General features: G+C 70.4%; 19 protein-coding genes. All 19 read right to left on the bottom strand.

Going from position 1 to position 26,450, the window contains the following annotated elements; translation table 11 throughout:
- Positions 1-114 precede the first annotated feature (114 nt).
- A complete protein-coding gene (locus tag ACGF8B_RS27985) occupies positions 115-1,326 on the bottom strand; it encodes a glycosyltransferase family 2 protein (RefSeq protein ID WP_392744609.1) in 1,212 nt (403 codons plus the stop codon).
- A 157-nt stretch (positions 1,327-1,483) separates the two neighbouring features.
- Entirely contained in the window at positions 1,484-3,514 is a 2,031-nt protein-coding gene (locus ACGF8B_RS27980; RefSeq protein ID WP_392743904.1) for a hypothetical protein, read from the bottom strand.
- Between the two features lie 148 nt (positions 3,515-3,662).
- The gene (locus tag ACGF8B_RS27975) at positions 3,663-5,162 is read right to left on the bottom strand and encodes a D-ribitol-5-phosphate cytidylyltransferase (protein WP_392743902.1); all 1,500 of its coding nucleotides are present in this window, start codon (positions 5,160-5,162) and stop codon (positions 3,663-3,665) included.
- 380 nt (positions 5,163-5,542) lie between these two features.
- Complete coding sequence (gene obgE, locus ACGF8B_RS27970; protein WP_392743899.1) at positions 5,543-6,979, bottom strand: GTPase ObgE; 1,437 nt, start codon at positions 6,977-6,979, stop codon at positions 5,543-5,545.
- 162 nt (positions 6,980-7,141) lie between these two features.
- A complete protein-coding gene (gene rpmA / locus ACGF8B_RS27965; RefSeq protein WP_018103204.1) occupies positions 7,142-7,399 on the bottom strand; it encodes a 50S ribosomal protein L27 in 258 nt (85 codons plus the stop codon).
- 14 nt (positions 7,400-7,413) lie between these two features.
- Positions 7,414-7,734, bottom strand: a complete 321-nt coding sequence (gene rplU / locus ACGF8B_RS27960) for a 50S ribosomal protein L21 (RefSeq protein ID WP_030921216.1) — start codon at positions 7,732-7,734, stop codon at positions 7,414-7,416.
- 450 nt (positions 7,735-8,184) lie between these two features.
- Positions 8,185-12,084: an Rne/Rng family ribonuclease gene (locus ACGF8B_RS27955; RefSeq protein ID WP_392743896.1), complete on the bottom strand. Its 3,900-nt coding sequence runs from the start codon at positions 12,082-12,084 to the stop codon at positions 8,185-8,187.
- A gap of 231 nt (positions 12,085-12,315) precedes the next feature.
- Positions 12,316-13,098: a TIGR03936 family radical SAM-associated protein gene (locus tag ACGF8B_RS27950; RefSeq protein ID WP_392743893.1), complete on the bottom strand. Its 783-nt coding sequence runs from the start codon at positions 13,096-13,098 to the stop codon at positions 12,316-12,318.
- Between the two features lie 437 nt (positions 13,099-13,535).
- Positions 13,536-13,700, bottom strand: coding sequence for a hypothetical protein (locus ACGF8B_RS27945; RefSeq protein WP_392743891.1), 165 nt, complete (start codon positions 13,698-13,700; stop codon positions 13,536-13,538).
- A gap of 181 nt (positions 13,701-13,881) precedes the next feature.
- Positions 13,882-15,807, bottom strand: coding sequence for a TIGR03960 family B12-binding radical SAM protein (locus ACGF8B_RS27940; protein WP_392743888.1), 1,926 nt, complete (start codon positions 15,805-15,807; stop codon positions 13,882-13,884).
- Positions 15,808-15,857: 50 nt separating this feature from the next.
- Entirely contained in the window at positions 15,858-17,423 is a 1,566-nt protein-coding gene (locus ACGF8B_RS27935; RefSeq protein WP_392743885.1) for a CHAD domain-containing protein, read from the bottom strand.
- A gap of 51 nt (positions 17,424-17,474) precedes the next feature.
- Positions 17,475-18,665, bottom strand: coding sequence for a rod shape-determining protein RodA (gene rodA, locus ACGF8B_RS27930; protein ID WP_124717732.1), 1,191 nt, complete (start codon positions 18,663-18,665; stop codon positions 17,475-17,477).
- On the bottom strand, positions 18,665-20,830 hold the full coding sequence (mrdA, locus tag ACGF8B_RS27925; protein ID WP_392743883.1) for a penicillin-binding protein 2: 2,166 nt from the start codon (positions 20,828-20,830) through the stop codon (positions 18,665-18,667). The genes rodA and mrdA overlap by 1 nt, the downstream gene beginning before the upstream one ends.
- A 61-nt stretch (positions 20,831-20,891) precedes the next feature.
- Positions 20,892-21,554 carry a rod shape-determining protein MreD gene (gene mreD, locus ACGF8B_RS27920; RefSeq protein ID WP_392743880.1) on the bottom strand — a complete coding sequence of 221 codons (663 nt, stop codon included), beginning with the start codon at positions 21,552-21,554 and terminating at the stop codon, positions 20,892-20,894.
- An 11-nt stretch (positions 21,555-21,565) separates the two neighbouring features.
- Positions 21,566-22,600 (bottom strand): rod shape-determining protein MreC, encoded by a 1,035-nt coding sequence (gene mreC, locus ACGF8B_RS27915; RefSeq protein WP_392743878.1) that lies wholly within the window; start codon positions 22,598-22,600, stop codon positions 21,566-21,568.
- 117 nt (positions 22,601-22,717) lie between these two features.
- A complete protein-coding gene (locus ACGF8B_RS27910; RefSeq protein ID WP_124717728.1) occupies positions 22,718-23,737 on the bottom strand; it encodes a rod shape-determining protein in 1,020 nt (339 codons plus the stop codon).
- Positions 23,738-24,027: 290 nt separating this feature from the next.
- Complete coding sequence (gene ndk, locus ACGF8B_RS27905; RefSeq protein WP_342283052.1) at positions 24,028-24,441, bottom strand: nucleoside-diphosphate kinase; 414 nt, start codon at positions 24,439-24,441, stop codon at positions 24,028-24,030.
- A 96-nt stretch (positions 24,442-24,537) separates the two neighbouring features.
- Positions 24,538-24,897 (bottom strand): DUF4233 domain-containing protein, encoded by a 360-nt coding sequence (locus tag ACGF8B_RS27900; RefSeq protein WP_392743874.1) that lies wholly within the window; start codon positions 24,895-24,897, stop codon positions 24,538-24,540.
- A gap of 3 nt (positions 24,898-24,900) precedes the next feature.
- Positions 24,901-26,433 carry a bifunctional folylpolyglutamate synthase/dihydrofolate synthase gene (locus ACGF8B_RS27895; RefSeq protein WP_392743871.1) on the bottom strand — a complete coding sequence of 511 codons (1,533 nt, stop codon included), beginning with the start codon at positions 26,431-26,433 and terminating at the stop codon, positions 24,901-24,903.
- Between the last annotated feature and the right edge of the window lie 17 nt (positions 26,434-26,450).

Genomic DNA, 26,450 nt, shown 5'->3' with positions numbered 1-26,450 from the left:
GTCGGTCCTGTCGCGGGCGCGACGTCCGAACGATTTTACTGAGCTTGCGTGTGTGCTGTTCCGCGAATCCGCCCGGTGGGCGTACTCGGGACCCACCCGGCGGACGAGCGACCGTCACGCCACGTTCAACCGTTCCTTCCAACGCCGCATGTCACGGCGCATCCTGCGGGCCACCCGGCGGGACAGCGAGGCCCGGTGGGCGGCGACCTTCGGCTGGTCGATGCGCTTGCCGTCGTGCCAGTCCGGCACCGTGACCTCGTAGGTGGAATCGGCCAGACCGGCCGACTTGTCACGGAAGTGCGGGTACGCGAGGTACAGCGTCCCACCGTCGCGGGAACCGACCACGTCCGGGACCGTCTTCGCCCGGATGTACCGCACCACCTCGACGAGCAGGTCCGTCCTGCCCCGCGCCACACAGGCGAGACGCAGCCGCTCGGAGACCTTTATCAGCCGGGCCACACCATCGTCCCAGTACTTTTCCATCAGCGGAGCCGCGAGTTCCATTTTGTGCCGGCGGACTTCCTCCGAATCCTTCAGTACCACGGGGCCGAACTGCTGGAGCATCCCCACCGTGAAGGGCCGGACCATGAGGAAATCCCTTTTCGGACCGGCGGGCTCGATCCGGTGAATGAGCGACATCATGGCGCGCATCGAGTCGAAGCGCCATTCGTAGGTTCCGCTCTTGGTGACGTGCTTCCCGTCGTCACGGCCCACCAGGTAATAGCAGACGTAATTGGAGATCACCGAGACACCGGCGCCGCGCAGATATGCCTCCATCGTGAAGAGAGCGTCCTCGCCGGTCCTGAGATTCTCGTCGAACCTCAGGGAGAGACGCTCCAGGAGTTCACGCCGGAAGAGCTTCTGGGCGCTCAGGGTGTAAATGACCTTGGAGTTGTAGACGTCGACCCGATCCTTGGTGGCCCGCCACATCGACTGCGGCGCTCCCCGGTTCACCCCGACCACCTTGCCGAGCACCACATCGGTGCCGGCCCGGTCGGCCATGGCCACCATCCGCTCCAGGGCCTCCTCGCCGAAGTAGTCGTCCGCGTCCAGGAAGAACACATAACGGCCGCGGGCCAGACCGAGGCCCACGTTTCGCGGACCACTGGGGCCGCCGGAGTTCTTCTGCCTGATCACCCTGGTCGGAACCTGCGATCTCGCCGCGAATTCTTCCAGGTACTCGCCCGTACCGTCGGTGGAGCCGTCGTCGACCGCGACGATTTCGATCCGCTCGGCACCGATGGTCTGCGCCTCCACCGATTCGAGACAACGGATGAGGTAGGGCATCGCCTCATATGCGCCGACAACCACGGTCACGTCAGGAATTTGCGTCTCGTTCACACAAACAGAAGACAGTCAGCCCGGGCCGTTGGTTGTCTTGCCTCACAGCGACAAAAGGTGACACTCATCACAAAGGCCCGGCACAACCCTTTCGAGGGTATGCCGGGCCTTGCTCAATCGTGTAAAGCAAACGGTCGACTTCTCAGCCGCCCACGGGCTCACCCAGGCTCTTCGCCACCCCGGTGTTCCGCGCGTCGGACTTGGCCGCGAGCGTCGTCACGGCCGTGTCGAACTGCACGATCGAGGTGGGCTCGTCCGGGCCCAGGAGGTACTGCTTCAGCTCGCGCCGGTCATCCGCCAGGGTGTCTGCGGCCGGGTCCTTCACCGCGGCGAGCAGGGCCTTCAGCTCGGCCGCCGAGTTGGAAAGGATCACCGCGGCGCGCACCGCCGTGTTCTGCCGGCGGAACTCCTCCTCGCCCAGTTCGGCCGAGTCCGTGACCGCGTACGGCTTGCCGCTCGCGATGAAGTCGGAGACCACGCTGGAGATGTCCGAGACCATCGCGTCCGACTCGTTGAAGCAGTCGTAGAGCCGCATCTGGGCACCGGTGATGACCCGGTGCTCCCACCAGCCCTGCGCACGCCAGGACGCCGCGTTCCACTCGTCCTTGAGCTTCGCCGTCTCCGCCTCGCGCGCCGGGTCGGCCAGCGAGTCGCGGGACAGCTCCGCCTCGTCCCGGGCGGTGCGGCCGCCGCCGGCCAGCTCGGCCAGCCGCGCCTCGATACGGACCATCTCGGCCCGTGCCCCGGCCTGCTCGCCCTGCAGCGCCGCCGACTCCTGCGCCCAGCGGGGGTCGGTGGCGCGCTGGGCCGCGGCCTGCTCGATCATCGCGGTGATGCGCAGGTGCACGGCCTTGGCCTTGGCGCTGCGGGTACCGGTGAAGGGGTGCGGCTTGTAGAGCAGCCGCACCGGTTCCTCGGCCTCCAGCAGCCGCCTGACGATGTTCTCGCCGGCCAGCAGCAGCGAGGTGTTGCCCGGGTTGTCGTCCCAGCCCTCCCAGGTGGGGGCGTACAGCACGGTCGGGATCGGGTTGCCCGGCGTACCGGACCAGGACCGGATGGCGGCCAGCTGCGGGCGGCCCACCTCCACGATGTCCTCGTCGCGCACCCCGACATCGGCGAGTGCGTAGCGGTCGCGGCCGGCCCGGCCGGCGGTCCACACCTCGTCGTAGACCTTGCTGTACGGGTTGACGCTGGCGATCTTGTCGCTGTCGCCGTGACCGATGAAGACGTGCTTCATCGTCGGCACCCGGAGCAGGTGGATGTTCTTGCCGACGTTGGCCGCGTAGAGCGCGACCCGCACCGACGAGAGGTCCAGGTTCATCAGGTGCACGCCACCGGGCACACAGAGCACCGGCACCGAGGTCGTGGCGAGCTGCGGCACGATGTTGCGCTCACGCAGCAGGATCATCGGCCGGCCGCCGAGCTGGGCCATGGTCTCCAGCCACATGTTGACCTGGTAGGCGGAGTCCTTGGAGCCGGAGAAGTACAGCAGCACGGTCGGCCGGTACTCGGCCAGCCAGTGGCCCACCGCGTTGAGGACCTTGGTCTCCGGCGGTACGAGCCGGCTCGGCCGGACGTACGGCAGCAGCGCCACCAGGTAGCAGACCGCGAGAACGAGCGTCAGGCCGAGGCCGGCGTACGCGATGACGTCCTTGCCGGTCTCGACGGCGACCAGCACGCCCACGATCGCGAAGACGTCCAGGTGCAGCATCTTCTCCGCGGGCCGGTTCATCAGGCTCTGCGGCGGGGCATCCGCTATCCGCACCGACGACAGGTCGATGTTGCGGGTGACCACCGGAAGCTTGCGGCGGAGCCGGATCAGGGTGACCATCGCGCTCTGCGGCGCCTGGAGTCCGTAGAACGCCAGGAGGCAGGCGACCGTCACGTAGAAGAGCGTCTCCTCGCCGTATCCCATGCGGGAGAGCAGCAGGATGAGCAGCAGCTGACGGACCAGGAAGCGGATCGAGAGCCCGGCCCGGACGGCGGCGAGCCGGTTGATCAGGTAGCTGCCGCAGTGGTGCAGATACCGGTCCGCGAGATAGGTGACCGCGGTGGCCGCGGCGAAGAACCAGAGATTGGGGATTATTGCCGCGAGCATTATGCACGGGAACCCCAGAGCCACCAGGAGCGCGGCGGTCAGCTCCGAACCGCTGCCCACACGAGCCAAACGCATGGCTTTCGAAATCACGAAGTACCGCTCCCGAGGGTGCCGACTTGATTACCTTACGAGGGGAATGTGAAGACAGAGCTTCACGAATTCGGACCCCTGCAGTTCGCGCTCGGCGACTGCAGGGGTCCGAATAGTCGATTGTCAATCAGTATTACACATCGGCCTGTCGGTCCAGGACAGCGGCAAGCGCCTGCTCGAAGCCGGATGCCTCGGAGGCCCCCCGCGTCGGGTCCTGCTGGCGTACGTCGATGACATGGCCGGTCATCTCCGAGAGCAGGACGTCGAGCGAGGTCCGGGCGACCGCCTCGGAGGACAGCAGCGTGCCCGCGGGCTCGTCGCCGAACGCCTTGGTGCGCATCGGGGTGGCGGTGCGCTCCGGATTCACGCAGTTCACCCGCACGCCGTCGGCCGCCCACTCGTCCGAGAGCGCCTGGGTGAGGTTCACCATGGCGGCCTTGGTCGACGAGTAGAGGCTGTACTCCGCGCGGCCCCGGGTGTAGCTGCTGGAGGTGTAGAGCAGCAGCTGACCCTTGGTCTCGGCGAGGTACTTGTACGAGGCGCGGGCGATCTGCACGGGTGCCAGGTAGTTCACGTTCAGCGCTTCCTGGATGGTCGCGCTGTCCGTCTCGGCCAGCTTGCCGATGCGGAGCACACCGGCGGTGTTGATCACGTAGTCGACGCGGCCGGTGTCGGCGTACGCCTTGGAGAGCGCCTCGTCGATGTGCTCGGGGTTCTCCACGTGCGTACCGGTGGTGGAGCGGCCCAGTGCGTAGACGGTGGCGCCGTAGGACTCGGCGAGCGTCGCGATGTCCGCGCCGATGCCGTAGGAGCCGCCGAAGACGACGAGGGTCTTGCCGGTGAGCAGCTCGCGGTAGGCGGCGTCGTCGGCCGGCTGCGGAGCGGCCGTGGAGGCCAGCTGGAAGAGCTTGTCGGCGATGAAGACGTCGACCGGCTGAGTGACCTTCATGTTGTACTCGTCGCCCGCCACGACGTAGATCGGTACGTCGGGGAGGTACTTGAGCACGACCGAGCAGTCGTCGGTGGCCTGGAAGTTCGGGTCACCGGCGGCCACCTCGTAGGCCCGGCGGATCGTGGAGAGCTTGAAGGCCTGCGGCGTCTGGCCCCGGCGCAGCCGGGAGCGGTCGGGCACGTCGGTGATGAACTCGCCGTCACCGCCGTGGGTGCGGGTCACGATGATCGTGTCCGCGGACGGGATGGCGACGTCGACCGCCTGATAGCGGTCCAGTGCGTCGACGCAGTCCTTGATGACGCGCTGCGAGAGCAGCGGGCGCACGGCATCGTGGAAGAGGACGTTGCGGTCCTCGCCCTCGGCCAGGCCCTCACCGAGCGCCGCGATGGCACGCTCGGTGGTCTCGTTGCGCGTGGAGCCGCCCTCGATCACCTTGGTGACCTTGGTGAGCCCGGCCTTGGCGACGATCTTCTCGATGTCGGGCACGTAACCCGGAGCCATCAGCACGATGACGTCGTCGATGGAGTCGGCCTGCTGGAAGATCGACAGTGTGTGCTCGATGACAGCCTTGCCTGCGATCTTCAGCAGCTGCTTGGGAATGGACAGACCCACGCGCTGGCCGGTACCGCCGGCGAGCACGACTGCGGTGGTTCGGGCTTTGGCTATGTGCTGAGCAGACACAGACGACCTACCTTGCGAGGGCTGGGAGATACAGCGATGGTTGCACTCTCCGTTACCGTCTCGCAAGGTGGACGTCGGCCGTCGCATGCCGTACCGAAACCTTTTGTTGCCCTGCGATCAGGGCGAATACCGGAATCGGGGCTTCCCTGCCAGGTGATCGACGCCACACGAGTGAGCGGCATGATTCACCCCTGAGCGGGTTCGGTTCCCTCGTACGTATGACGCGGAGAGTGCGCGTGACCGCCGGACGGGCCTGCGGAACAGGACCTTCCGGCGGCCGGTGACCGTTCCGGAGCGAGCCGCGCTCGTCCCAGAACGGGTCGGGCCTGTCCCGGAACGGGTCGAAGCCGTCGGACTGGAACGGGTTCGAAGCCGTCGGACTAGAACGGGTTGAAGTCGTCGAACTCGCGCTGGGCCTCGTCGCGCTCCGACTCGCGGTCCCGGCGGCGCATCGCCGCCGGGCGCGGTGCTTCGAGCCGGTGGTCCTCGCCACGACGGCCGAGCATCTCCGCGCCCGCCGCCAGGGTCGGCTCCCAGTCGAAGACGACCGCGTTGTCCTCGGCGCCGATGGCGACGCCGTCACCCGCGCGGGCACCGGCCTTCACCAGTGCGTCCTCGACACCGAGGCGGTTGAGCCGGTCGGCCAGGTAGCCGACGGCCTCGTCGTTGTTGAAGTCGGTCTGGCGCACCCAGCGCTCCGGCTTCTCGCCGCGCACCCGGTAGATGCCGTCCTCCTCCAGCGTCACGGTGAAGCCCGCGTCGTCGACGGCCTTCGGGCGGATGACGATCCGGGTCGCCACCTCCACCGGCTTGGCCGCACGCGCCTCGGCGATGATGCCCGCGAGCGCGAAGGACAGCTCCTTGAGACCGGTACGGGCGACCGCGGACACCTCGAAGACGCGGTAGCCACGCTCCTCCAGGTCCGGGCGGATCATGTCGGCGAGGTCCTGGCCGTCCGGGATGTCGATCTTGTTGAGCACGACGATGCGGGGCCGGTCCTCCAGGCCGCCGTACTGCTTCAGCTCCTCCTCGATGATGTCGAGGTCGGAGACCGGGTCGCGGTCGGACTCCAGCGTCGCGGTGTCCAGTACGTGCACCAGTACCGAGCAGCGCTCCACGTGCCGGAGGAACTCCAGGCCGAGGCCGCGGCCCTGGCTGGCGCCCGGGATGAGGCCCGGGACGTCGGCGACGGTGTAGACGGTGCTGCCCGCGGTGACCACGCCGAGGTTCGGGACCAGGGTCGTGAAGGGGTAGTCCGCGATCTTCGGCTTGGCCGCCGACAGCACGGAGATCAGCGAGGACTTGCCGGCGCTCGGGTAGCCGACCAGTGCGACGTCGGCGACGGTCTTGAGCTCCAGGACGATGTCCCGGGCCTCACCGGGCTCGCCGAGCAGCGCGAAGCCGGGGGCCTTGCGCCGGGCGGAGGCGAGCGCGGCGTTGCCGAGGCCGCCGCGGCCGCCCTGGCCCGCGATGAACGTGGTGCCCTGGCCGACCAGGTCGGCCAGCACATTGCCGTCCCGGTCGAGCACGACCGTGCCGTCGGGCACCGGCAGGACCAGGTCCTGGCCCTCCTTGCCGGAACGGTTGTCGCCCGCGCCGGGCTGGCCGTTGGTGGCCTTGCGGTGGGGGTGGTGGTGGTAGTCGAGGAGCGTGGTGATCGCCTGGTCGACGACCAGGGTCACATCGCCGCCGCGGCCGCCGTTGCCGCCGTCCGGACCGCCGAGCGGCTTGAACTTCTCACGGTGTACGGAGGCACAGCCGTGGCCCCCGTTACCCGCGGCGACATGCAGCTCGACGCGGTCCACGAAGGTGGTCATGGTTGAAACCTCCAGTTACATACGTGCAGAAATGTCTCACTCGTGCTGTCCCCACGGAGGAGAAAGCCGTCTCTCATGGGAGAAACACGCGAAAGGCGGACCCGCTTCCCGTACGGGAAGTGAGGTCCGCCTCCGCAGAAACCGCTCGACGAGCGCCGAAAATCAGCCGGCGATCGGAACGATGTTCACGACCTTGCGGCCACGGTGCGTGCCGAACTCGACCGCACCGGCGGCGAGCGCGAACAGCGTGTCGTCGCCGCCACGGCCGACGCCCGTGCCCGGGTGGAAGTGGGTGCCGCGCTGGCGGACCAGGATCTCACCGGCGTTGACGGCCTGACCGCCGAAGCGCTTCACGCCGAGCCGCTGAGCATTGGAATCGCGCCCGTTCCGGGTGGACGATGCGCCCTTCTTGTGTGCCATGTCTCCTCAGTCCCTTACTTCGCAGCCGCGGGGATACCGGTGACCTTGATCGCCGTGTACTGCTGACGGTGACCCTGGCGACGGCGGTAGCCGGTCTTGTTCTTGTAGCGAAGGATGTCGATCTTCGCGCCCTTGTGGTGGTCCACGACCTCGGCCTGGACCTTGATCCCGGCCAGCACCCACGGGTCGCTGGTCACGGCGTCGCCGTCGACCACGAGCAGGGTCGAGAGCTCGACCGTGTCGCCAACCTGGGCAGTGGAAATCTTGTCAACCTCAACGATGTCACCGACAGCAACCTTGTGCTGACGGCCACCGCTGCGCACGATGGCGTACACGCGGATCTCACTCTCGCTCGGAACGGGGCCCCTGATGCCAGCCGCTCACACGGGCCGGGGCCCGAGGTGATCCGAATGGACGAGCGGCCTCTCACCTGTGAAGGGAGGGGGTTGCTCAGGGACAGGCGCATGGAAACACGCCGAAGGGCAAGGTTACGGGCCGCCGTCCGGAGGGTCAAACCGGGCCCTGTGTCCTTCCCCGCCGCTCCCCCATTCATTCCCGCTTCCTTGCCGCCCTTCTGCTCTTCTGCCGCTCTTCTGCCGACGGGCCGCCGTCGCGGCCGTACCGGGGCAAGCACTCCGGAAGGCCCTCCGACGCCCCTCCGAAGCCCTTCTGGCGCCCTCCTGGCGGACTTCTGACAGCTTCCCCGTCCGAACCGGGAACGGCCGGTGGGCCACACCCCGTCGGAGTGTGGCCCACCGGCCGTGCAACCGCTCTGCGGCCCGCGCCTACGCCTCGGCGTCGGCGGAGACGGCGGGCTGCGGCGACTTCCCCGCGGCGGCCGTCTTCTTGGTGGCCGCCTTCTTGGCCGTCGTCTTCTTCGCGGCGGTCTTCTTGGCAGCCGTCTTCTTGGTGGCCGCCTTCTTCGCCGTGGCCTTCTTGGCGGTCTTGCGGGCCGCCTTCTTGGCCGGAGCCTCCGCCTCGCCGGCCTCGGCGTCCGGCGCCGGCTCCGCCTCGGGCTTCGGCTCGGCCGGACCCGTCACCACGACGACCTCCGCACCGTCCGTACCGGCGGGCGAGCCCGCCGGGGCGGTGACCTTGCGGGTCACCCGGCGACGCGCACGCGGCGGGGCGGCCTCGGGGGCCACCTCCTCGGGTGCGGCCTCGGGCTGTGCGGCCTCGACGACCGGTTCCGGCTGCTCCACCGGAGCGGGGACCGGCTCGGCGGCCGGCACCTCGGCGGCCGGCTCGACCGGGGCGGGCGAGCCCGCCGGAGCGGTCGCCTTCCGGGTCGCCCGACGGCGCGTACGGCCCTGGGGGGCCTCGGCCGCGGGGGCCTCCTCGACCACCGGGGCCGGAACCTCGGCGGCCGGCTCCGGCTCCACGACCGGCTCGGGCTCCACGACCACGACCGGCTCCGGCTCGACGACGGCCGGGGCCGCCGCTGCCGCGGCCTTCGGGGCGCCGGCCGGGGCCGTCGCCTTACGTGTCGCACGGCGACGGCCGCGGCCGCGCGTGGCGGCCGCCTCGGCCTCGGCCGGGCTGCTGTAGAGCTCCTCGTCCGGTACGAACTCCGGCTCGGGCAGCGCCACCGGGGCGGCCACCTCGGCAGCGAGCTCGGCCTCGGTCTCGACCTCGGTACCGGTCTCGGCCTCCGCCGCGTGCTCGTGGTCCGCGCCGCCCCGGCCGCGCTTCTTCGAGCGCTTGCCGCCGCCACCGACCGAGGCCGGCTGCTCCATGTGCACGATGACGCCACGTCCGTTGCAGTGGACGCACGTCTCGGAGAAGGACTCCAGCAGGCCCTGGCCCACCCGCTTGCGGGTCATCTGGACCAGGCCCAGCGAGGTGACCTCGGCGACCTGGTGCTTCGTACGGTCGCGCCCCAGGCACTCCAGCAGTCGCCGCAGCACCAGGTCCCGGTTGGACTCCAGCACCATGTCGATGAAGTCGACGACGACGATGCCGCCGAGGTCGCGCAACCGCAGCTGGCGCACGATCTCCTCGGCCGCCTCCAGGTTGTTCTTGGTGACGGTCTCTTCCAGGTTGCCGCCCTGGCCGGTGAACTTGCCGGTGTTGACGTCGACGACGACCATCGCCTCGGTCTTGTCGATCACCAGCGAGCCGCCGCTCGGCAGGTAGACCTTGCGGTCCAGCGCCTTCATCAGCTGCTCGTCGATCCGGTACGTCGCGAAGATGTCGACCTCGGAGGTCCACCGCGACAGGCGGTCCGTCAGGTCGGGCGCCACCTGCGAGACGTATCCGTAGATCGTCTCCCACGCGTCGTCGCCGCTGACGATGACCTTGGAGAAGTCCTCGTTGAAGATGTCGCGGACGACCCGGACGGTCATGTCCGGCTCGCCGTAGAGCAGGGTCGGCGCGTTGGAGCTGCCGGTGCTCTTCGACTTCTTCTGGATGTCCTCCCACTGCTGCTGGAGCCGCTCGACGTCGCGGCGCAGCTCGTCCTCGCTCGCGCCCTCCGCGGCGGTGCGCACGATCACGCCCGCGTCCTCGGGGACGATCTTCTTGAGGATGGTCTTCAGCCGGGCCCGCTCGGTGTCGGGCAGCTTGCGGCTGATGCCGGTCATCGAGCCCTCGGGCACGTAGACCAGGTAGCGGCCGGGCAGCGAGACCTGGCTGGTCAGGCGGGCACCCTTGTGGCCGATCGGGTCCTTGGTCACCTGGACGAGGACGGACTGGCCGGACTTGAGCGCGGTCTCGATGCGGCGCGGCCCGTGGGCCATGCCGAGCGCCTCGAAGTTCACCTCACCGGCGTAGAGCACGGCGTTGCGGCCCTTGCCGATGTCGACGAAGGCGGCCTCCATGGACGGCAGTACGTTCTGCACCTTGCCCAGGTAGACGTTGCCGACGTAGCTGGTGGCCTGCTCCTTGTTGACGTAGTGCTCCACGAGCACGTTGTCCTCAAGGACGCCGATCTGGGTGCGCTCGCCGTTCTGGCGGACGACCATGACCCGCTCCACGGCCTCGCGGCGGGCCAGGAACTCGGCCTCGGTGATGATCGGGACGCGGCGGCGGCCCTGCTCACGGCCTTCGCGGCGGCGCTGCTTCTTGGCCTCCATACGGGTCGAGCCCTTGATGGACTGGACCTCGTCGAAGCCGGTGCCGGGCTCCCGCTCCTCCTTCTTGCGGGGCTCGCGGACCTTGACGACCGTGCGCTCCGGGTCGTCCGTGCCGTTGTCGGCGTCGGCGGCGACGTCCCCGCTGCGACGACGGCGGCGGCGACGGCGACGGCTGCTGCTCGATCCGGAGGCGGACGCCTCGTGGTCCTCGTCCTCCTCCTCGGACTCCTGGGCGCGCTCCTGGTCGTCCTCGGCGTGGTCGGCGGCGGCCTCGTCGGCGTGCTGCTCGGCGGCCTCGTCACCCTCGGCGGCCTCGCCACGACGGCGGCGACGGCCACCACGGCGGCGACGGCGCGAGGGCCGGTCCCCGTACTCGTCCGTCTCCTCGCCCTCGGCGTCGTGCTCGGCGTCGGCCTCGGCCTCGGCCTCGGCCTCCGGCTCCTCCTCGACCGGCTCCTCAGCGGGAGCCACGGCCTGCTCGGGCTCGGCGGCCTCACCGCGACGGCGGCGACGGCGACGCGAACCGCCCTGCGGCGCGGCCTCGGCGGCCGGGGCCTCGACGACGGCCGCCGGCTCCTCGACCGTCTCGATCTCTTCCTCCGCCTCGACCTCTTCGTGGCGCGAAGCCGCCGCGGCGGCGGCCGCGGTCTCCGGGGTCTGGAACATCGGCTCGGCGAAGACCGGCGCCTGGAACACGGCCACGGCGGGGCGCGCGGCACGACGGCTCTTGCGTACGGGCTCCTCGGCCTTGCCGGTGAACTCCGGGCGGCCGGCGGCGGCGGTGGCCCGGCGGCGCTGACGGCCGCGCGGGGCGGCGTCCTCGGCCTCGGCGGGCTCGGTCGCGGGCTTCTCCGCGGCGGGCTGCTCGACGGCGGCCGGGGCCTCCTCGACGATCTCCACGGCCTCGGCGGCCTGCGGCGCACCCGCCGGAGCGGTCGCCTTACGGGTCGCACGACGACGCGTACGCGGGGCCTCGACGGGCTCGACGGGCTCGACGGGCTCTTCCGCCGGGGTGGTCTCCGCGACCGGCTCGGCGGCCTGCGGGGCACCGGCGGGGGCCGACGCCCTGCGCCGGGTACGGCCGCGCGGCGCGGCGGGCTCCGGCTCGGCGATCTCGGCGGCCGGCTCGGGCTCGACGGCGGCCGGAGCCTCCTCGACGATCTCCACGGCCTCGGCGGCCTGCGGCGCACTCGCCGGAGCGGTCGCCTTACGGGTCGCACGACGACGCGTACGCGCCGGCGCCGCCTCCACGACCTCGGCCTCGGCCTCCGGCTCGGCAACCGGCACAGCGGCCCCGGTCACCTCGGCGGCCTGCGGCGCACCCGCCGGAGCGGTCGCCTTACGGGTCGCACGACGACGCGTACGCGCGGGCGGCGCGGCTTCCTCCGACGCGGCGCTGCCGTCGTCGGCGGGCTTGCTGTCGGACACTGCGGCGTCAACGGCCGGTATGGCCGGCGCGGCCGCTTCCGCGGCTGCGCCCTGGGCGTCCGCCACCGGCGGACCGGCCGGGCGGGACGCGGCGCGGCGCCTGCGGCGCGGCGGCAGCTTGTCGCCGGGTGCGTTGTTCTCTTCGGCGTTCCCGGTCGTGCCGGGCTCGTTGGACTGGGGCATGCGGGCGGTTCTCCCGTCAGGCTCCCGGGCGCCGCGTCTGGTTCCGGTCCGGCACGGTCCGCGTGATGTACGCGGCTCCGCCGTCCGGGGCGCGGGCGCCGCACGGGAGCTCAATGTCTGGCTCGCCGGTTCCGTACGCGTGGTGCGTACGGCCTGGCGAAAGTCTTATGGGTCATCGCGCGGCCCGAACCGGATGGCTCCCGAGTCGGGGGCTGCGCTGCAACGACCGCCTTACGCGGAACCTGCACCTTCCGGCGCCGTCGCGACGGCGTTCCCGGCGGCTGTGGATGGAGCGGCCGGGGCTGCCTCGCGGTCGGGCGCGAGCGGGTCGGTCACCGTGCCGGACTCCTCGTCGAAGAGCCCCTGCGCCAGCCTGGTCACCGCTGCGGGGACCGGCGGCGCCAGGTCGGCCACAACGCGGAGACCGGACAGGACGTCGTCAGGTCGCACGGCAGGTGTCAAGTGCCGAACAACCAGCCGCAGTATCGCACAGGGCTTGTCCTCGGGCCTATCAGCCTGTGGATCAAGGGCCTGCAGATCGACCACGGCGGCGCGGGCGTCGAAGGTGCGCATGCCGTTCTTCGCGCGGCGCTGGACCTCGACGGTCTCCGCCTCGTTGAACGCGGCCACGGCCTTCGCCGCGTCCGCCACGGCGACCCCGTCGAGACGGAGTTCCCAGACGGAGGCGGTCAGCCGGTCGGCGAGACCCGAGGTCCGGGCCTCCACCGCATCGGTGACGTCGAGACCGTCCGGCAGCGAGGCGTTGAGCAGATCGCGCAGGACGGCCGGATCGCGGGTCTCGGTGAGGGCGATCTCCAGGAACTCGGCCTCACTGCCCGTACCGGTCGGGGCGGCGTTGGCGTAGGACACCTTCGGGTGCGGGGTGAAACCGGCCGAGTAGGCCATGGGCACCTCGGAGCGGCGCAGTGCCCGCTCGAAGGCGCGCTGGAAGTCTCGGTGACTGGTGAACCGGAGGCGGCCGCGCTTGGTGTAGCGCAGTCGGATGCGCTGCACTGCCGGTGCGGGCGGCGGGCCTTCGGGCTGTCGCTTGCCCAGTGGTTCTTCTCCTCGGTGCGGGGCGGACGCGGTGGCACGCCGCCCTCGAAATGCGGTGGCCCGGGGTGTCCGGTCCGGCTCACCCCCACCCGGCCTTTCTCGCTCCGGGCGGGGAGATCTCTGGTTCGGGCGCCGCGCTGGGCACAGTCGTTGTTTGTTGCGTAGCACCCAGCCTACGCGCAAGAGGGCTCCCGGGTTCCCGGGGACCGGACTCCCCCGGCCCGCCGGCCGGCGCCCGCCACGCGCCGCGGCGTGCCCCGCGTACGGTCTCGCGCGCCGAGCGCCGCGCCGGCCGGACCGCGCGCCCGGTCTCGACGGCGACCTGCCCGGCCGGGGCCCGGACCTGATCGCGCACGAAATGCCCACCGGTGTGCAGACGGTGCGGTAGGCCCAGGTCAGCGGCGCCCCGACCAGGTGCCGGGCACTTGGGTGAGCACCGACTCGTCCAGCCGGGTCAGCGCGCGGCCCAGCGGGCGCGACAAAGTCCGGTCGACGGCGCGGGCCGCCACCACCAGGGCGTCCCAGGCCATTCGCACGGGCAGGGCGACGACCAGCACCACGTTCCGCGCCGGGAGCCCGGTCAGCGTGGCCGGACAGCCTCCGTCGGCCTCGCACCCCGCCGGGCCCGGTGTCCGCCGTAGCCCATGCCGTGGACGACGCGAGGGCCCGGCCGGGAGTTTCCCGGGCCGGGCCCTCGTCACCGAGTCGTCACCTCGCGGTACGGACTCGCGGAGCGGGCGGCTACTTCACGACCGACAGCGGCAGCAGCTTCTTGCCGGTCGGGCCGATCTGGATGCTGGTGTCCATCTGCGGGCAGACGCCGCAGTCGAAGCACGGGGTCCAGCGGCAGTCCTCGACCTCGGTCTCGTCGAGCGAGTCCTGCCAGTCCTCCCAGAGCCAGTCCTTGTCGAGGCCGGAGTCCAGGTGGTCCCAGGGCAGGACCTCCTCGTAGCTCCGCTCGCGGGTGGTGTACCAGTCGACGTCCACGCCGTACTCGGGCAGCGTCTTCCCGGCGGCGGTCATCCAGCGGTCGTAGCTGAAGTGCTCGCGCCAGCCGTCGAAGCGGCCGCCGGACTCGTAGACCGCCCGGATGACGGAGCCGACCCGGCGGTCGCCGCGCGAGAGCAGGCCCTCGACGATGCCGGGCTTGCCGTCGTGGTAGCGGAAGCCGATGGAGCGGCCGTACTTCTTGTCGCCGCGGATCTTGTCGCGGAGCTTGGTCAGCCGGGCGTCGGTCTCCTCGGCGCTCAGCTGCGGGGCCCACTGGAACGGGGTGTGCGGCTTGGGCACGAAGCCGCCGATGGAGACGGTGCAGCGGATGTCGTTCTGTCCGGAGACCTCGCGGCCCTTGGCGATCACGTTGACCGCCATGTCGCCGATCTGGAGGACGTCCTCGTCGGTCTCGGTGGGCAGGCCGCACATGAAGTACAGCTTCACCTGGCGCCAGCCGTTGCCGTACGCGGTGGCGACGGTGCGGATGAGGTCCTCTTCCGAGACCATCTTGTTGATGACCTTGCGCATCCGCTCGGAGCCGCCCTCGGGGGCGAAGGTGAGTCCGGAGCGGCGGCCGTTGCGGGTCAGCTCGTTGGCCAGGTCCACGTTGAACGCGTCGACGCGGGTGGAGGGCAGCGAGAGGCCGATCTTGTCCTCGGTGTACCGGTCGGCGAGGCCCTTGGCGATCTCGCCGATCTCGGTGTGGTCCGCGGAGGAGAGCGAGAGCAGGCCGACCTCCTCGAAGCCGGTCGCCTTGAGGCCCTTCTCGACCATCTCGCCGATGCCGGTGATGCTTCGCTCCCGCACGGGGCGCGTGATCATGCCGGCCTGGCAGAAACGGCAGCCGCGGGTGCAGCCGCGGAAGATCTCGACGGACATCCGCTCGTGGACGGTCTCGGCGAGGGGGACGAGGGGCTGCTTCGGGTACGGCCACTCGTCGAGGTCCATGACGGTGTGCTTGGAGACCCGCCACGGCACGCCCGACCTGTTGGGCACGACACGGCCGATGCGGCCGTCCGGGAGGTACTCGACGTCGTAGAAGCCCGGCACGTAGACGCCGCCGGTCCTCGCGAGACGGAAGAGCACCTCCTCGCGGCCGCCGGGGCGGCCCTCGGCCTTCCAGGCGCGGACGATCTCGGTGATCTCCAGGACGGCCTGCTCGCCGTCGCCGATGACCGCGCAGTCGATGAACTCGGCGATCGGTTCGGGGTTGAACGCGGCGTGGCCGCCCGCGAGGACGATCGGGTCGTCGATCGTGCGGTCCCGGGCCTCCAGCGGGATGCCCGCGAGGTCGAGCGCGGTGAGCATGTTGGTGTAGCCGAGCTCGGTGGAGAAGCTCAGCCCGAAGACGTCGAACGCCTTGACCGGGCGGTGGCTGTCCACGGTGAACTGCGGGACCTGGTGCTCGCGCATCAGCTCTTCGAGGTCCGGCCACACGCTGTAGGTGCGCTCGGCGAGCACGCCCTGCCGCTCGTTGAGTACCTCGTAGAGGATCATGACGCCCTGGTTGGGGAGCCCGACCTCGTACGCGTCCGGGTACATCAGCGCCCAGCGGACGTCGCATTCGTCCCACGGCTTGACGGTGGAGTTCAGTTCACCGCCGACGTACTGGATGGGCTTCTGCACATGCGGGAGCAGAGCTTCGAGCTGTGGGAAGACCGAATCGACAGACATCGCGAACTTTCGAGAGCCGGCAAGGGTGACCATCAAGCGTACCCCGATGCTCAGCCTCCCAGCGCCGCCCGGAGTTCCGCCCGCGACGCCCGCTCCCAGACCTCCGGCAGTTCCCGCTCGCGGGCGGCGGCGGCCGCTTCCTCCCGTCCGTACAGCAGTCCCCAGGTGAAGGCCGGCTCCCCCGCCGCGTGCGCCCGGGCGGCCAGGGTGCGCAGCGCCTCGCGGGCCACCACGCTGTCCTGGTGGTCGCCGAGGAGACTCTGGACGGCCTTCATCCGTTTGGCGAACCGCTTGGCGGGACCGCCGAGGGCGGGCCGGGCCGCCTCCGCCGCGTACCGGACGCGTTTGGCGGCCTTGCGGGCCTCGTGCACGGCCAGGTCCCGGCCGTGGCCGGGCGGCAGCTCCAGGGCGCGGCCGACCCGGGTCGCGAGGCGCCGGTACTCCTTCAGCACCGCGCGGGACAGGGCCCGCTCCGGGGCGCGGGACGCGGCGGGCAGCAGGGGCGGGGCGGTGAGGAGGGCGTCGAGGCTCTCCAGGAGGGCCAGGTAGCGCTTCCCGTCGAGCACGGCGAGGGTGCGGCGGCGGGAGCTGTCGCGGCGGGCCACCGCCCAGACGCGGAGCCGGCCGCGGACCGGGCCGCGGGCCAGAGTGCGGGGCAGGGCGTCGAGGCCGGAGCGCAGCCGGGCGTCGAGCACCTCCTGGTCGCGCTCGACGCCCAGCTCGGCGGCCAGCCATTTCAGCTCGGCCCCCACCGGGTCGGTGATGTCGCGGTCGAGGATCTTCCGGTACGTCCGCAGCGCGCTGCGCAGCCTGCGGGTGGCGACCCGCAGCTGGTGCACGGAGTCGGGGAGATCGCGGCGCACGGCGGGGTCCAGGGCGACGATCGCCTCGGCCTGGTGGCGGACGTACGCGAGAACGTGATCGCCCGCGGTGGGCTTCCGCCGTGGCTTGCCCGTGGGGCTCTTCCTCCGGCCCGTGGGGGCCTCTTCCCGGCCCGCCCGGCTCTTCCTCCGCTTCGGCGCGGTCTCGGCGAGCGCCCTGGACAGCTTGGACGGGGACGCGGACGGGCGGATCCCGGCCTTGCGCAGCCGGCGCTCCACGGCGTCGAGGAACGCGGGGTCGCCGTCGTCCGCGAGTTCGGCCTCGATCTCGGTCCAGGCGGCCGTGGAGCCGCCGCCCGTCAGCCGTTCGGCCCGCACCCGGTCGACGCTCACCTCGGCGAGCAGGGCGCCCTCCGCGTCGAGGAGGTGGTGGACGTCGCGGGCGGAGACCAGCCGGACGACGGGGACGAGGCCGCGGCCGCGGACCCGGGAGCGCAGCAGCTCCGCGAAGGAGCGGGGCAGGGCGTCGGAGAGGGGTTCTTGCAGCTCGTCCCGGATGCCGGAGGCGACCGGGAACTTGAGGTGCCAGCCCGCGTCGCTCCCGCCGGTGCGGCGGCGCAGGGTGAGGGAGTCCGCCGCGAGCCGGAGGTCCTCGGTGTCGTAGTAGACGGCGTCCAGTTCGGTGACGCCGCGGTGGGCGACGGCGACGACCCCGGCGACCCGGCTCAGGTCCGGGAGCCGGGTGGCCGCGGTGGCCTCGTACTTCCGCTCGATCTCACGCTTCGAGTCCGCCATGACCCGAATCTAGACGTGATGTGCGCGAATGGGCAGTGCTGCGGTACCGGCTCAGGCGCTTATCGGCCGTTGCACCCTGATCGACTGGAGCAGTCCGACGGCCACCCAGACGGCGAACATCGAGGATCCTCCGTACGACACGAACGGCAGCGGGAGCCCGGCAACCGGCATGATGCCGAGCGTCATCCCGATGTTCTCGAAGGCCTGGAAGGCGAACCAGGCGATGATTCCGGCGGCCACGATCGTGCCGTACAGCTCGCTCGTCTCGCGGGCGATCCGGCAGGCGCGCCACAGGACGACTCCGAGCAGCACGAGGATCAGGCCGGCGCCGAGGAAGCCGAGCTCCTCGCCCGCGACGGTGAAGACGAAGTCGGTCTGCTGTTCGGGGACGAACTGGCCGGTGGTCTGGGTGCCGTGGAAGAGGCCCGTTCCGGAGAGTCCGCCGGAGCCGATCGCGATGCGTGCCTGGTTGGTGTTGTAGCCGACGCCCGCCGGGTCGAGCGCGGGGTTGGCGAAGGCGGCGAAGCGGGCGATCTGGTACTCGTCGAGCAGGCCGAGCTGCCAGATCGCGATCGCGCCGGCCACGCCCGCGCCGAGCAGTCCGGCGATCCAGCGGTTGGACGCGCCGGAGGCGAGCAGTACGCCGAGCACGATGACGACCATGACCATCACGGAGCCGAGGTCCGGCATTCCCATGACGACGGCCATCGGGACGGCCGCCAGGCCGAGGGCCTTGGCTACGGTCCGGTGGTCGGGGTGGAGCTGGTCGCCCGCGTCGACGCGCTCGGCGAGCAGCATCGCCATGACCAGGATGATGGTGATCTTGGTGAACTCGGACGGCTGGAGCGAGAATCCGCCGCCGATGATGATCCAGGCGTGGGCGCCGTTGACCGTGGCGCCGAGCGGGGTGAGCACCGCCAGCACCAGGAGCACCGAGAGGCCGTAGAGGATCGGGACGGCGCCGCGCAGGGTGCGGTGGCCGAGCCAGATCGTGCCGACCATCAGGGCGAAGCCGATGCCGGTGTTCAGGGCATGCCGGAAGAGGAAGTAGTACGGATCGCCGTGGGTGAGCGAGTCGCGCCCCCGGGTCGCCGAGTAGACCAGCAGCGAACCGATGAAGGAGAGCGCGATCGCGGACCCGAGCAGCGGCCAGTCGAGTTTGCGTACGACGGAGTCGCGGGCGGTGAGTTTGCCCCAGGCGGACCGCTCGGGGGCGTACCGCTGGACGGAGAAGCCGGCCATCAGTCACGCCTCCCCAGGATCGCGGCGAGGGTCTGTTCCTCCGGGGCCTTCTGCGAGGCCGGGTTGTACGGCTTGATCTCCGGGGCGTCGATCGAGCCGTCCTGCTGGATCTTGGGCAGGGACTTCTGCGGGGTGGGCAGCAGCGCCTTCTTCAGGTCCTGCTTGCCGGAGTCGTCGAGACCGTAGAGGGAGTCGTAGATGTTGCGCACGGCGGGCCCGGAGGCGCCGGAGCCCGTACCGCCCTGGGAGATCGTCATGACGATCGAGTAGTCCTTGGTGTACGTGGCGAACCAGGAGGTCGTCTGCTTGCCGTAGACCTCGGCCGTACCCGTCTTGGCGTGCATCGGGATCTTGTCCTGCGGCCAGCCGCCGAATCGCCAGGCGGCCGAACCGCGGGTCGCGACACCCGCGAGGGCGCCGTCTATCTCGTTGCGGGTCTTGCGCGTGAAGGGCAGCTTGCCGTGCGACTCGGGCTTGATCTCCTGGACGGTCCTGCCGTCGCCGCTGACGACCGCCTTGCCGACGGTGGGGTCGTAGAGGGTGCCGCCGTTGGAGATCGCGGCGTAGATGGTGGCCATCTGGATCGGGGTGACGAGCGTGTCGCCCTGGCCGATCGAGTAGTTGACGGAGTCACCGGCGCGCATCTTGTTGCCTTCGAGGCAGTTCTCGTACGCGATCTGCTCGACGTACGTGCCGCCCTTCTTGCCCTGCTTGCACCAGGCGTCCTTGTTCGCCTTGTAGAAGTCCTGCTTCCACTTGCGGTCGGGGACCCGGCCGCTGACCTCGTTGGGGAGGTCGATGCCGGTCTCCTTGCCGAGGCCGAACTGGTGGGCGGTCTTGTAGAACCAGTCCTTGGCGCCCTTCTTGGGGCTCATCCCGCCGTCCTTCAGCCACTCCTTGTGCGCGATGCCGTAGTACACGGTGTCGCAGGAGACTTCGAGGGCCCGGCCGATGGTGATGTCGCCGTAGCCCTGGGACTCGAAGTTCTTGAAGGTCTGCCCGCCGACGTTGTACGAGCTGGGGCAGGGGTAGTGGCCGTTGAAGGGGTATCCGGCGTTGACCGCGGCGGTCGAGGAGATGACCTTGAAGATCGAGCCGGGGGCGGCCTGGCCCTGGATGGCCCGGTTCAGCAGCGGGAAGTTGGAGTTCTTGCCGGTGAGCTTGGCGTAGTCCTTGGCGGAGATGCCGCCGACCCAGGAGTTGGGGTCGTAGTTCGGCAGGGAGGCCATCGCGACGACGCGGCCGGTCTTGGCCTCCATGACGACGACGGCGCCGGAGTCGGCCTTGTAGTTCTCGCCGGTGTTCTTGTCGAAGGACTTGCGGGCCTCCTTCATGGCCCCGTTGAGCTCGTACTCGGCGACGGCCTGGACCCGGGCGTCGATCGAGGTGACGACGCTGGAGCCGGGCTCCGCCTTGTCGTTCTTGGCCTGGCCGATGACCCGGCCCAGGTTGTCGACCTCGTAGCGGGTGACGCCGGCCTTGCCGCGCAGTTCCTTGTCGTAGGTGCGCTCCAGGCCGGAACGGCCGACCTGGTCGGAGCGCAGGTACGGCGAGTCGGTGTCCTGGGCCTTGGTGATCTCCTCGTCGGTGACCGGCGAGAGGTAGCCGAGGACCTGGGCGGTGTTGGCCTTTCCGGGGGCTGCGTACCGGCGGACGGCGGTGGGCTCGGCGGTGATGCCGGGGAAGTCCTCGGCGCGTTCGCGGATCGTCAGGGCCTGCTGGGTGGTGGCCTCGTCGGTGACCGGGATCGGCTGGTACGGCGAGCCGTTCCAGCAGGGCTGCGGGGTCTTGGAGTCGCAGAGCCGGACCTTGTCGAGGACTTCCTTGGGCTTCATGCCGAGGACGCCGGCGAGCCGGGTCAGGACGCTCTTGCCGTCGTCCTTCATCTTCATCAGCTCGGTGCGGCTCGCGGAGACGACGAGACGGGTCTCGTTGTCGGCCAGCGGCACACCGCGCGCGTCGAGGATGGAGCCGCGGACCGCGGGCTGGACGACCTGCTGTACGTGGTTGTTCTTCGCCTCGTCGCTGTACTCCTGGCCGTTGCGGATCTGGAGGTACCAGAGGCGCCCGCCGAGGGTGAGCAGCAGGGAGAAGACGAGGACCTGGATGACGATGAGCCGGATCTGGACCCGCTGGGTCCGGCCGGTCTCGGGGATGTTGGTCACGGGGCGCCCCCGGTGGTGGTCGGGCCGGGGGTACGCGCGGTGTCCCGCCTGTGGTGCGGCCTCACAGTCGCTTGACCCCCTTGATCCGTCCGGCGCGGGAGGCTCGGTTGCGGGCGGCCTTGACGCGCAGTCCGCCGCGCTGGCCGCCGATCCGCAGTCCGGTGCCGGAGGCGAGCCAGCCCGCGGCCACGTCGCCGCCGCCGGAGGAGTCGGCGAGCGGGTCGTTCACCGTGCGTCTGGCGATCGCCATGACCAGCGGCACGACGAAGGGGGCGAGGAGCAGGTCGTAGACGGCCGCGGTGAACAGCAGGCTGCCGAGGCCGACATGACGGGCCGCCGTGTCCCCGACGAGCGCGCCGACCAGCGCGTACAGCAGGGTCGAGCCGATCGCCGCGGTGACCACCCCGATCATCGGGACCATCGCCGACTTCAGCTGCCCGTTCTCCGGCTTCGCCAGTCCGGCGAGGTAGCCGATGACGCACAGGACCAGTGCGTAGCGTCCGGCCGCGTGGTCCGCGGGCGGCGCCAGGTCGGCGAGGAGTCCCGCGCCGAAGCCGATGAGCGCGCCGCTGACGTGCCCGTACACGAAGGCCAGGGCGAGGACGACGAGGAGCAGCAGGTCGGGCACGGCGCCGGGGAGCTGGAGGCGGGCGAGCACGGAGACCTGGACGACGAGGGCGACGACGACCAGGACGGTGGAGAGCAGAATCCGGTTCAGACGCATGGGAATCAGCTCTACCTCTGCTCGTTGACCGCGTTGCCGGCGTTCGGTGTGGCGTCCGTGCTGCCGCTGGGGTCCGGGCTCTCGTGGATGTTCCCGACCACGTTTCCTTCGGTGTCGACGACGTCGCCGTTGGGCGAGATGGTGACGGTGACCGTGGGGGTGGGCTTCGGCTTCGCGGGCTTGGCGGGCTGCTTCGGCAGGACCATGTCGCGAGGGTCCTCGCGCGGGGCCTGGACGACGACGCCGACGATGTCGAGCTTGGTGAAGCCGACGTACGGGCGGACGTAGACGGTACGGGTCAGGCCGCCGCCGGACGGGTCGACGCGGACGACCTCGCCGACCGGGACGCCGGGCACGAAGGGCTTGTCCTTGCTGGAGCCGAAGGTGACCAGCCGGTCACCCTTCTTCACCTTGGCCTTGCCGTTGAGGAACTGGACGGACAGCGGCTGGGAGCCCTGCCCGGTGGCGAAGCCCAGTTCGTCGGTCTTCTCCATGCGGGTGCCGACCGTGAAGTCGGGGTCGTTGGCGAGGAGCACCGTGGCGGTGTCCGGGCCGACGGTGGTGACCCGGCCGACCAGGCCGTCACCGTTGATGACCGTCATGTCGCGCTTGATTCCGTCGCTGGAACCCGCGTCGATGGTGACCGTCCAGGAGAAGCCCTGGGCCGCTCCTATGGCGATGACCTCGGCGCCCTTGATGCCGTACTGGCCGGCGGCCGACTTCTTCAGCATCCGGTCCAGCTCGCGGACCCGGTTGCGGTTGCGGTCGTCGCTGCCGAGCTTCGTCTTGAGCGCGGCGTTCTGCTGTTCCAGCTGGGCGATCCGGTTGTGCCGTTCACCGGAGTCGCGTACCGCCCCTATGGCGTTGCCCACCGGGTCGACGGCTGCCGCGACGCCGTTCTCCACCGGCCCGAAGGCCGCTGCGGCGGCCCGCCGGGCGCCGTCCACCGGTGACTCCTCGCCCCCGCGGATATCCACCGTGATCAATGCGAACGCGATGGCGATCAGCAGCACCAGGAGCAGCCGGCTCTCTCGTGTGTCCCTCACGTGCGGCGGCCGTGCCTTCCTCGTCGGAATGTTCGTGCCTGTATATCAACGATCGGCCGTACGGAACGGAAGTGTTCCGTACGGCGGACCGATTGTGTTGTTCACCTGCGGAGTTGCTCACCTGCGGGGCTGGGCGTCCAGCACCTGCTGGAGCGCCTCGAACTCCTCGACGCACTTGCCGGATCCGAGCGCCACCGAGTCCAGCGGGTCCTCCGCGATGTGGATCGGCATGCCGGTCTCGCGGCGCAGCCGCTCGTCCAGTCCGCGCAGCAGCGCGCCGCCGCCGGTCAGGACGATGCCGCGGTCCATCACGTCGCCGGAGAGCTCCGGCGGGCACTTGTCGAGCGTGGTCTTCACGGCGTCGACGATCGCGTTGACCGGCTCCTCGATGGCCTTGCGGACCTCGGCGGCCGAGATGACCACGGTCTTGGGCAGCCCGGAGACCAGGTCGCGGCCGCGGATCTCGGTGTGCTCGTCCTTGTCCATGTCGTACGCCGAACCGATGGTGATCTTGATCTGTTCGGCGGTGCGCTCGCCGAGGAGGAGGGAGTACTCCTTCTTGACGTGCTGGATGATCGCGTTGTCCAGTTCGTCGCCGGCGACGCGGATCGACTGGGCAGTGACGATTCCGCCCAGCGAGATGACCGCGACCTCGGTGGTGCCGCCACCGATGTCGACGACCATGTTGCCGGTGGCCTCGTGGACCGGCAGCCCGGAACCGATGGCCGCGGCCATGGGCTCCTCGATGATGTGCACCTGGCGCGCACCGGCCTGCGTCGACGCCTCGATGACGGCGCGTCGCTCGACCCCGGTGATACCGGAGGGCACGCAGACCACGACCCGCGGGCGGGCCAGGTAGCGACGCTTGTGGATCTTCAGGATGAAGTAGCGGAGCATCCGCTCGGTGATCTCGAAGTCGGCGATCACGCCGTCCTTCAGGGGCCGTACGGCAACGATGTTGCCCGGTGTACGCCCGATCATCTTCTTGGCCTCGGAGCCGACCGCCAGGATGCCGCCGGTGTTGGTGTTGATGGCCACGACGGACGGCTCGTTCAGAACGATGCCGCGCCCCCTGACGTACACCAGCGTGTTGGCAGTCCCGAGGTCGATAGCCATGTCACGGCCGATGAACGACATTGATTTCCCCTTGTTCCCCATTGAGGATGCGTCGGGCCTTCCGAGAAAGCGATGTGGCTTGTTCTGGACGGCGAGGTGAGCGCTGTGGGCGTGGAAGATTCCATCGTAGTGCCGTATTGACGGACACCGCGCGAGGGTCCTTCGCCATTGTGGGCGGAACGGGTGGCCGTTCCACTCATGGTGACGTTACGTCGGAGGGATGCGTTCCCGCGATCTGGGACCCTATACCGAAGGGCGACCGAATTACTTCGGTCGCCCCAGGTCATGAGCGCTGTTCGGCTGATCGCGGATCAGACGATTCCGGGGAAGAAGAGCTTCAGTTCCCGCTCCGCGGACTCCTCGGAGTCCGAGGCGTGGATGAGGTTCTCCCGGGTGATGGTGCCGAAATCGCCCCGGATGGATCCGGGCGCGGCGGCGATCGGGTCGGTGGGGCCGGCCAGCGTACGGATGCCCTCGATGACCCGCTCGCCCTCGGCGACCAGCGCCACGATCGGGCCGGACTGCATGAACTCGACGAGCGGCTCGTAGAACGGGCGGCCGACGTGCTCGGCGTAGTGCTGCTCCAGCGTGGCGCGGTCGAGGGTGCGCAGCTCCAGTGCGGTGATCCGCCAGCCGGCCTTGCGCTCGATCCGCCCGACGATCTCGCCGACCAGTCCGCGCCGGACCGCGTCGGGCTTGAGGAGAACGAGGGTGCGCTGGGTCATGGTGTGCGGCTCCTTGCAGGCATGCGGGTGCGGTGAACCGAGGCTACAGGGGTACGGGGGCGGCCCGGCGGCCGGGTTTGGCCACCGGGCACCGGGTCAGCCGCCGGCCGGGGCCCCGGCCGCCTCCTGCGCGGCCGCCCACCGGGCCTTCGCCTCGTCGATCTTGCGGCCGTAGTGCACCGAGGCCCACCACAGACCGGCGAAGACCACGCCGAGGATGAACATCATCGGGACGACGAAGCCGCTCAGCACCAGGGCGATCTGCAGCGCCCAGCCGAGCTGCACCCCGCCGGGCCGGGTGATCATCCCGCAGAGCAGCACGGCGAGCAGCATGCCGACGCCGCAGACCGTCCAGACCGTGGCATGGGTCAGATCGTCGGACTTCATGGCGACGAGTCCGGCGAAGCCGATCACGAAGAACTCACCGATCAGCGTGGATGCACAGAGCGTACGCATGGGTCAGCGCCTTCCCAGAAGCAGCCGGGCCTCGCCGACCGTGATCACGGAACCGGTCACCAGCACCCCGGCGCCCGCGTACTCGTCCTCCTCCTCGGCGAGGGTGATCGCCGCCTCCAGGGCGTCGTCCAGGCGCGGCTCCACCTGGACGCGGTCCTCGCCGAAGACCTCGACCGCGACGGCGGCCAGCTCGTCGGCGTCCATCGCGCGGGCGGTGGAATTCTGGGTGACGACGACCTCGGCGAAGATCGGCTCGAAGGCTTCGAGGAGCCCCTTGACGTCCTTGTCGCCGCTGGCGCCGACCACACCGATCAGCCGGGAGAAGCCGAACGCCTCGGAGAGGCCGTCGGCGGTGGCGCGGGCGCCCGCCGGGTTGTGCGCCGCGTCCAGGACGACGGTGGGGCTGGAGCGGACGACTTCGAGGCGGCCCGGGGAGACCACCGAGGCGAACGCCCGACGGACCGTGTCGGCGTCGAGCGAACCGGGCCGCTCCGCACCGATCCCGAAGAACGCCTCCACCGCGGAGAGCGCCACCGCCGCGTTGTGCGCCTGGTGGGCGCCGTACAGCGGGAGGAAGATCTCTGTGTACTCGGTGGCCGCGCCACCGAGGCCGCGCAGCGTCAGCAGCTGGCCGCCGACCGCGATCTCGCGCTGGACGACGCCGAACTCCATGCCCTCGCGGGCGACCGTGGCGTCGACCTCGACGGCCTTCTTCAGCATGACCTGCGCGGCGTCCACCGGCTGCTGGGCCAGGATGACCGTGGCGCCCTGCTTGATGATCCCGGACTTCTCACCGGCGATCTCGGCGGGCGTGGTGCCGAGCCGGTCGGTGTGGTCCAGCGAGATGGGGGTGACGACGGCGACCGAGGAGTCGATGACGTTGGTCGCGTCCCAGCTGCCGCCCATGCCGACCTCGACGACCGCGACGTCGACCGGCGCGTCGGCGAAGGCCGCGTAGGCCATGCCCGTCAGCACCTCGAAGAAGGAGAGCCGGTAGGGCTGCTGGGCGTCGACCATCTCGACGTACGGCTTGATGTCCTGGTACGCCTCGATGAACCGCTCGGGGTCGATCGGGGAACCGTCCAGGCTGATCCGCTCGGTGATCGACTGGACGTGCGGCGAGGTGTAGCGGCCGGTGCGCAGGTCGAAGGCGCCGAGCAGCGCCTCGATCATGCGGGCCGTGCTCGTCTTGCCGTTGGTCCCGGTGATGTGGATCGAGGGGTACGCGCGCTGGGGCTCGCCGAGCACGTCCATCAGCGCGGCGATGCGCGCGACGGAGGGCTCCAGCTTGGTCTCGCCCCAGCGTCCGGCGAGCTCCTGCTCCACGGCGCGCAGCGCCTTGTCCACCTCGGGGTCGGCGGGGCGGGCCGGGACCTCGTCGCCCTGCGGGGGTCCGGAGCGGGTGCGCAGCGTGCGGCTCCCGGCCTCGATCACCGCCAGGTCGGGGTCGCGCTGGGTCTCTTCGTCGACGATCTCCGCGAAGGTCTCGTCGGGATCGGAGTCGTCATGCCGGTCGGAAGGGCGGGGCTCACTCACGGGGCCAGTCTACGGAT

This window comes from Streptomyces sp. NPDC047917 (assembly GCF_043204345.1).
GTDB lineage: Bacteria > Actinomycetota > Actinomycetes > Streptomycetales > Streptomycetaceae > Streptomyces > Streptomyces sanglieri.
The sequence above is the reverse complement of the archived record's forward strand: the minus strand, read 5'-3'. Positions and strand labels throughout refer to the sequence as shown.

Coding starts and splice junctions, on each gene's coding strand:
- ACGF8B_RS27980 (WP_392743904.1), bottom strand. CDS start 3,514: ATGCGTTTGGCTCGTGTGGGCAGCGGTTCGGAGCTGACCGCCGCGCTC.
- ACGF8B_RS27940 (WP_392743888.1), bottom strand. CDS start 15,807: ATGTCTGTCGATTCGGTCTTCCCACAGCTCGAAGCTCTGCTCCCGCAT.
- ACGF8B_RS27910 (WP_124717728.1), bottom strand. CDS start 23,737: ATGTCGTTCATCGGCCGTGACATGGCTATCGACCTCGGGACTGCCAAC.
- rpmA (WP_018103204.1), bottom strand. CDS start 7,399: ATGGCACACAAGAAGGGCGCATCGTCCACCCGGAACGGGCGCGATTCC.
- obgE (WP_392743899.1), bottom strand. CDS start 6,979: ATGACCACCTTCGTGGACCGCGTCGAGCTGCATGTCGCCGCGGGTAAC.
- ndk (WP_342283052.1), bottom strand. CDS start 24,441: ATGACCCAGCGCACCCTCGTTCTCCTCAAGCCCGACGCGGTCCGGCGC.
- mreD (WP_392743880.1), bottom strand. CDS start 21,554: ATGCGTCTGAACCGGATTCTGCTCTCCACCGTCCTGGTCGTCGTCGCC.
- ACGF8B_RS27955 (WP_392743896.1), bottom strand. CDS start 12,084: ATGCCCCAGTCCAACGAGCCCGGCACGACCGGGAACGCCGAAGAGAAC.
- ACGF8B_RS27935 (WP_392743885.1), bottom strand. CDS start 17,423: ATGGCGGACTCGAAGCGTGAGATCGAGCGGAAGTACGAGGCCACCGCG.
- ACGF8B_RS27900 (WP_392743874.1), bottom strand. CDS start 24,897: ATGCGTACGCTCTGTGCATCCACGCTGATCGGTGAGTTCTTCGTGATC.
- rodA (WP_124717732.1), bottom strand. CDS start 18,665: ATGGCCGGCTTCTCCGTCCAGCGGTACGCCCCCGAGCGGTCCGCCTGG.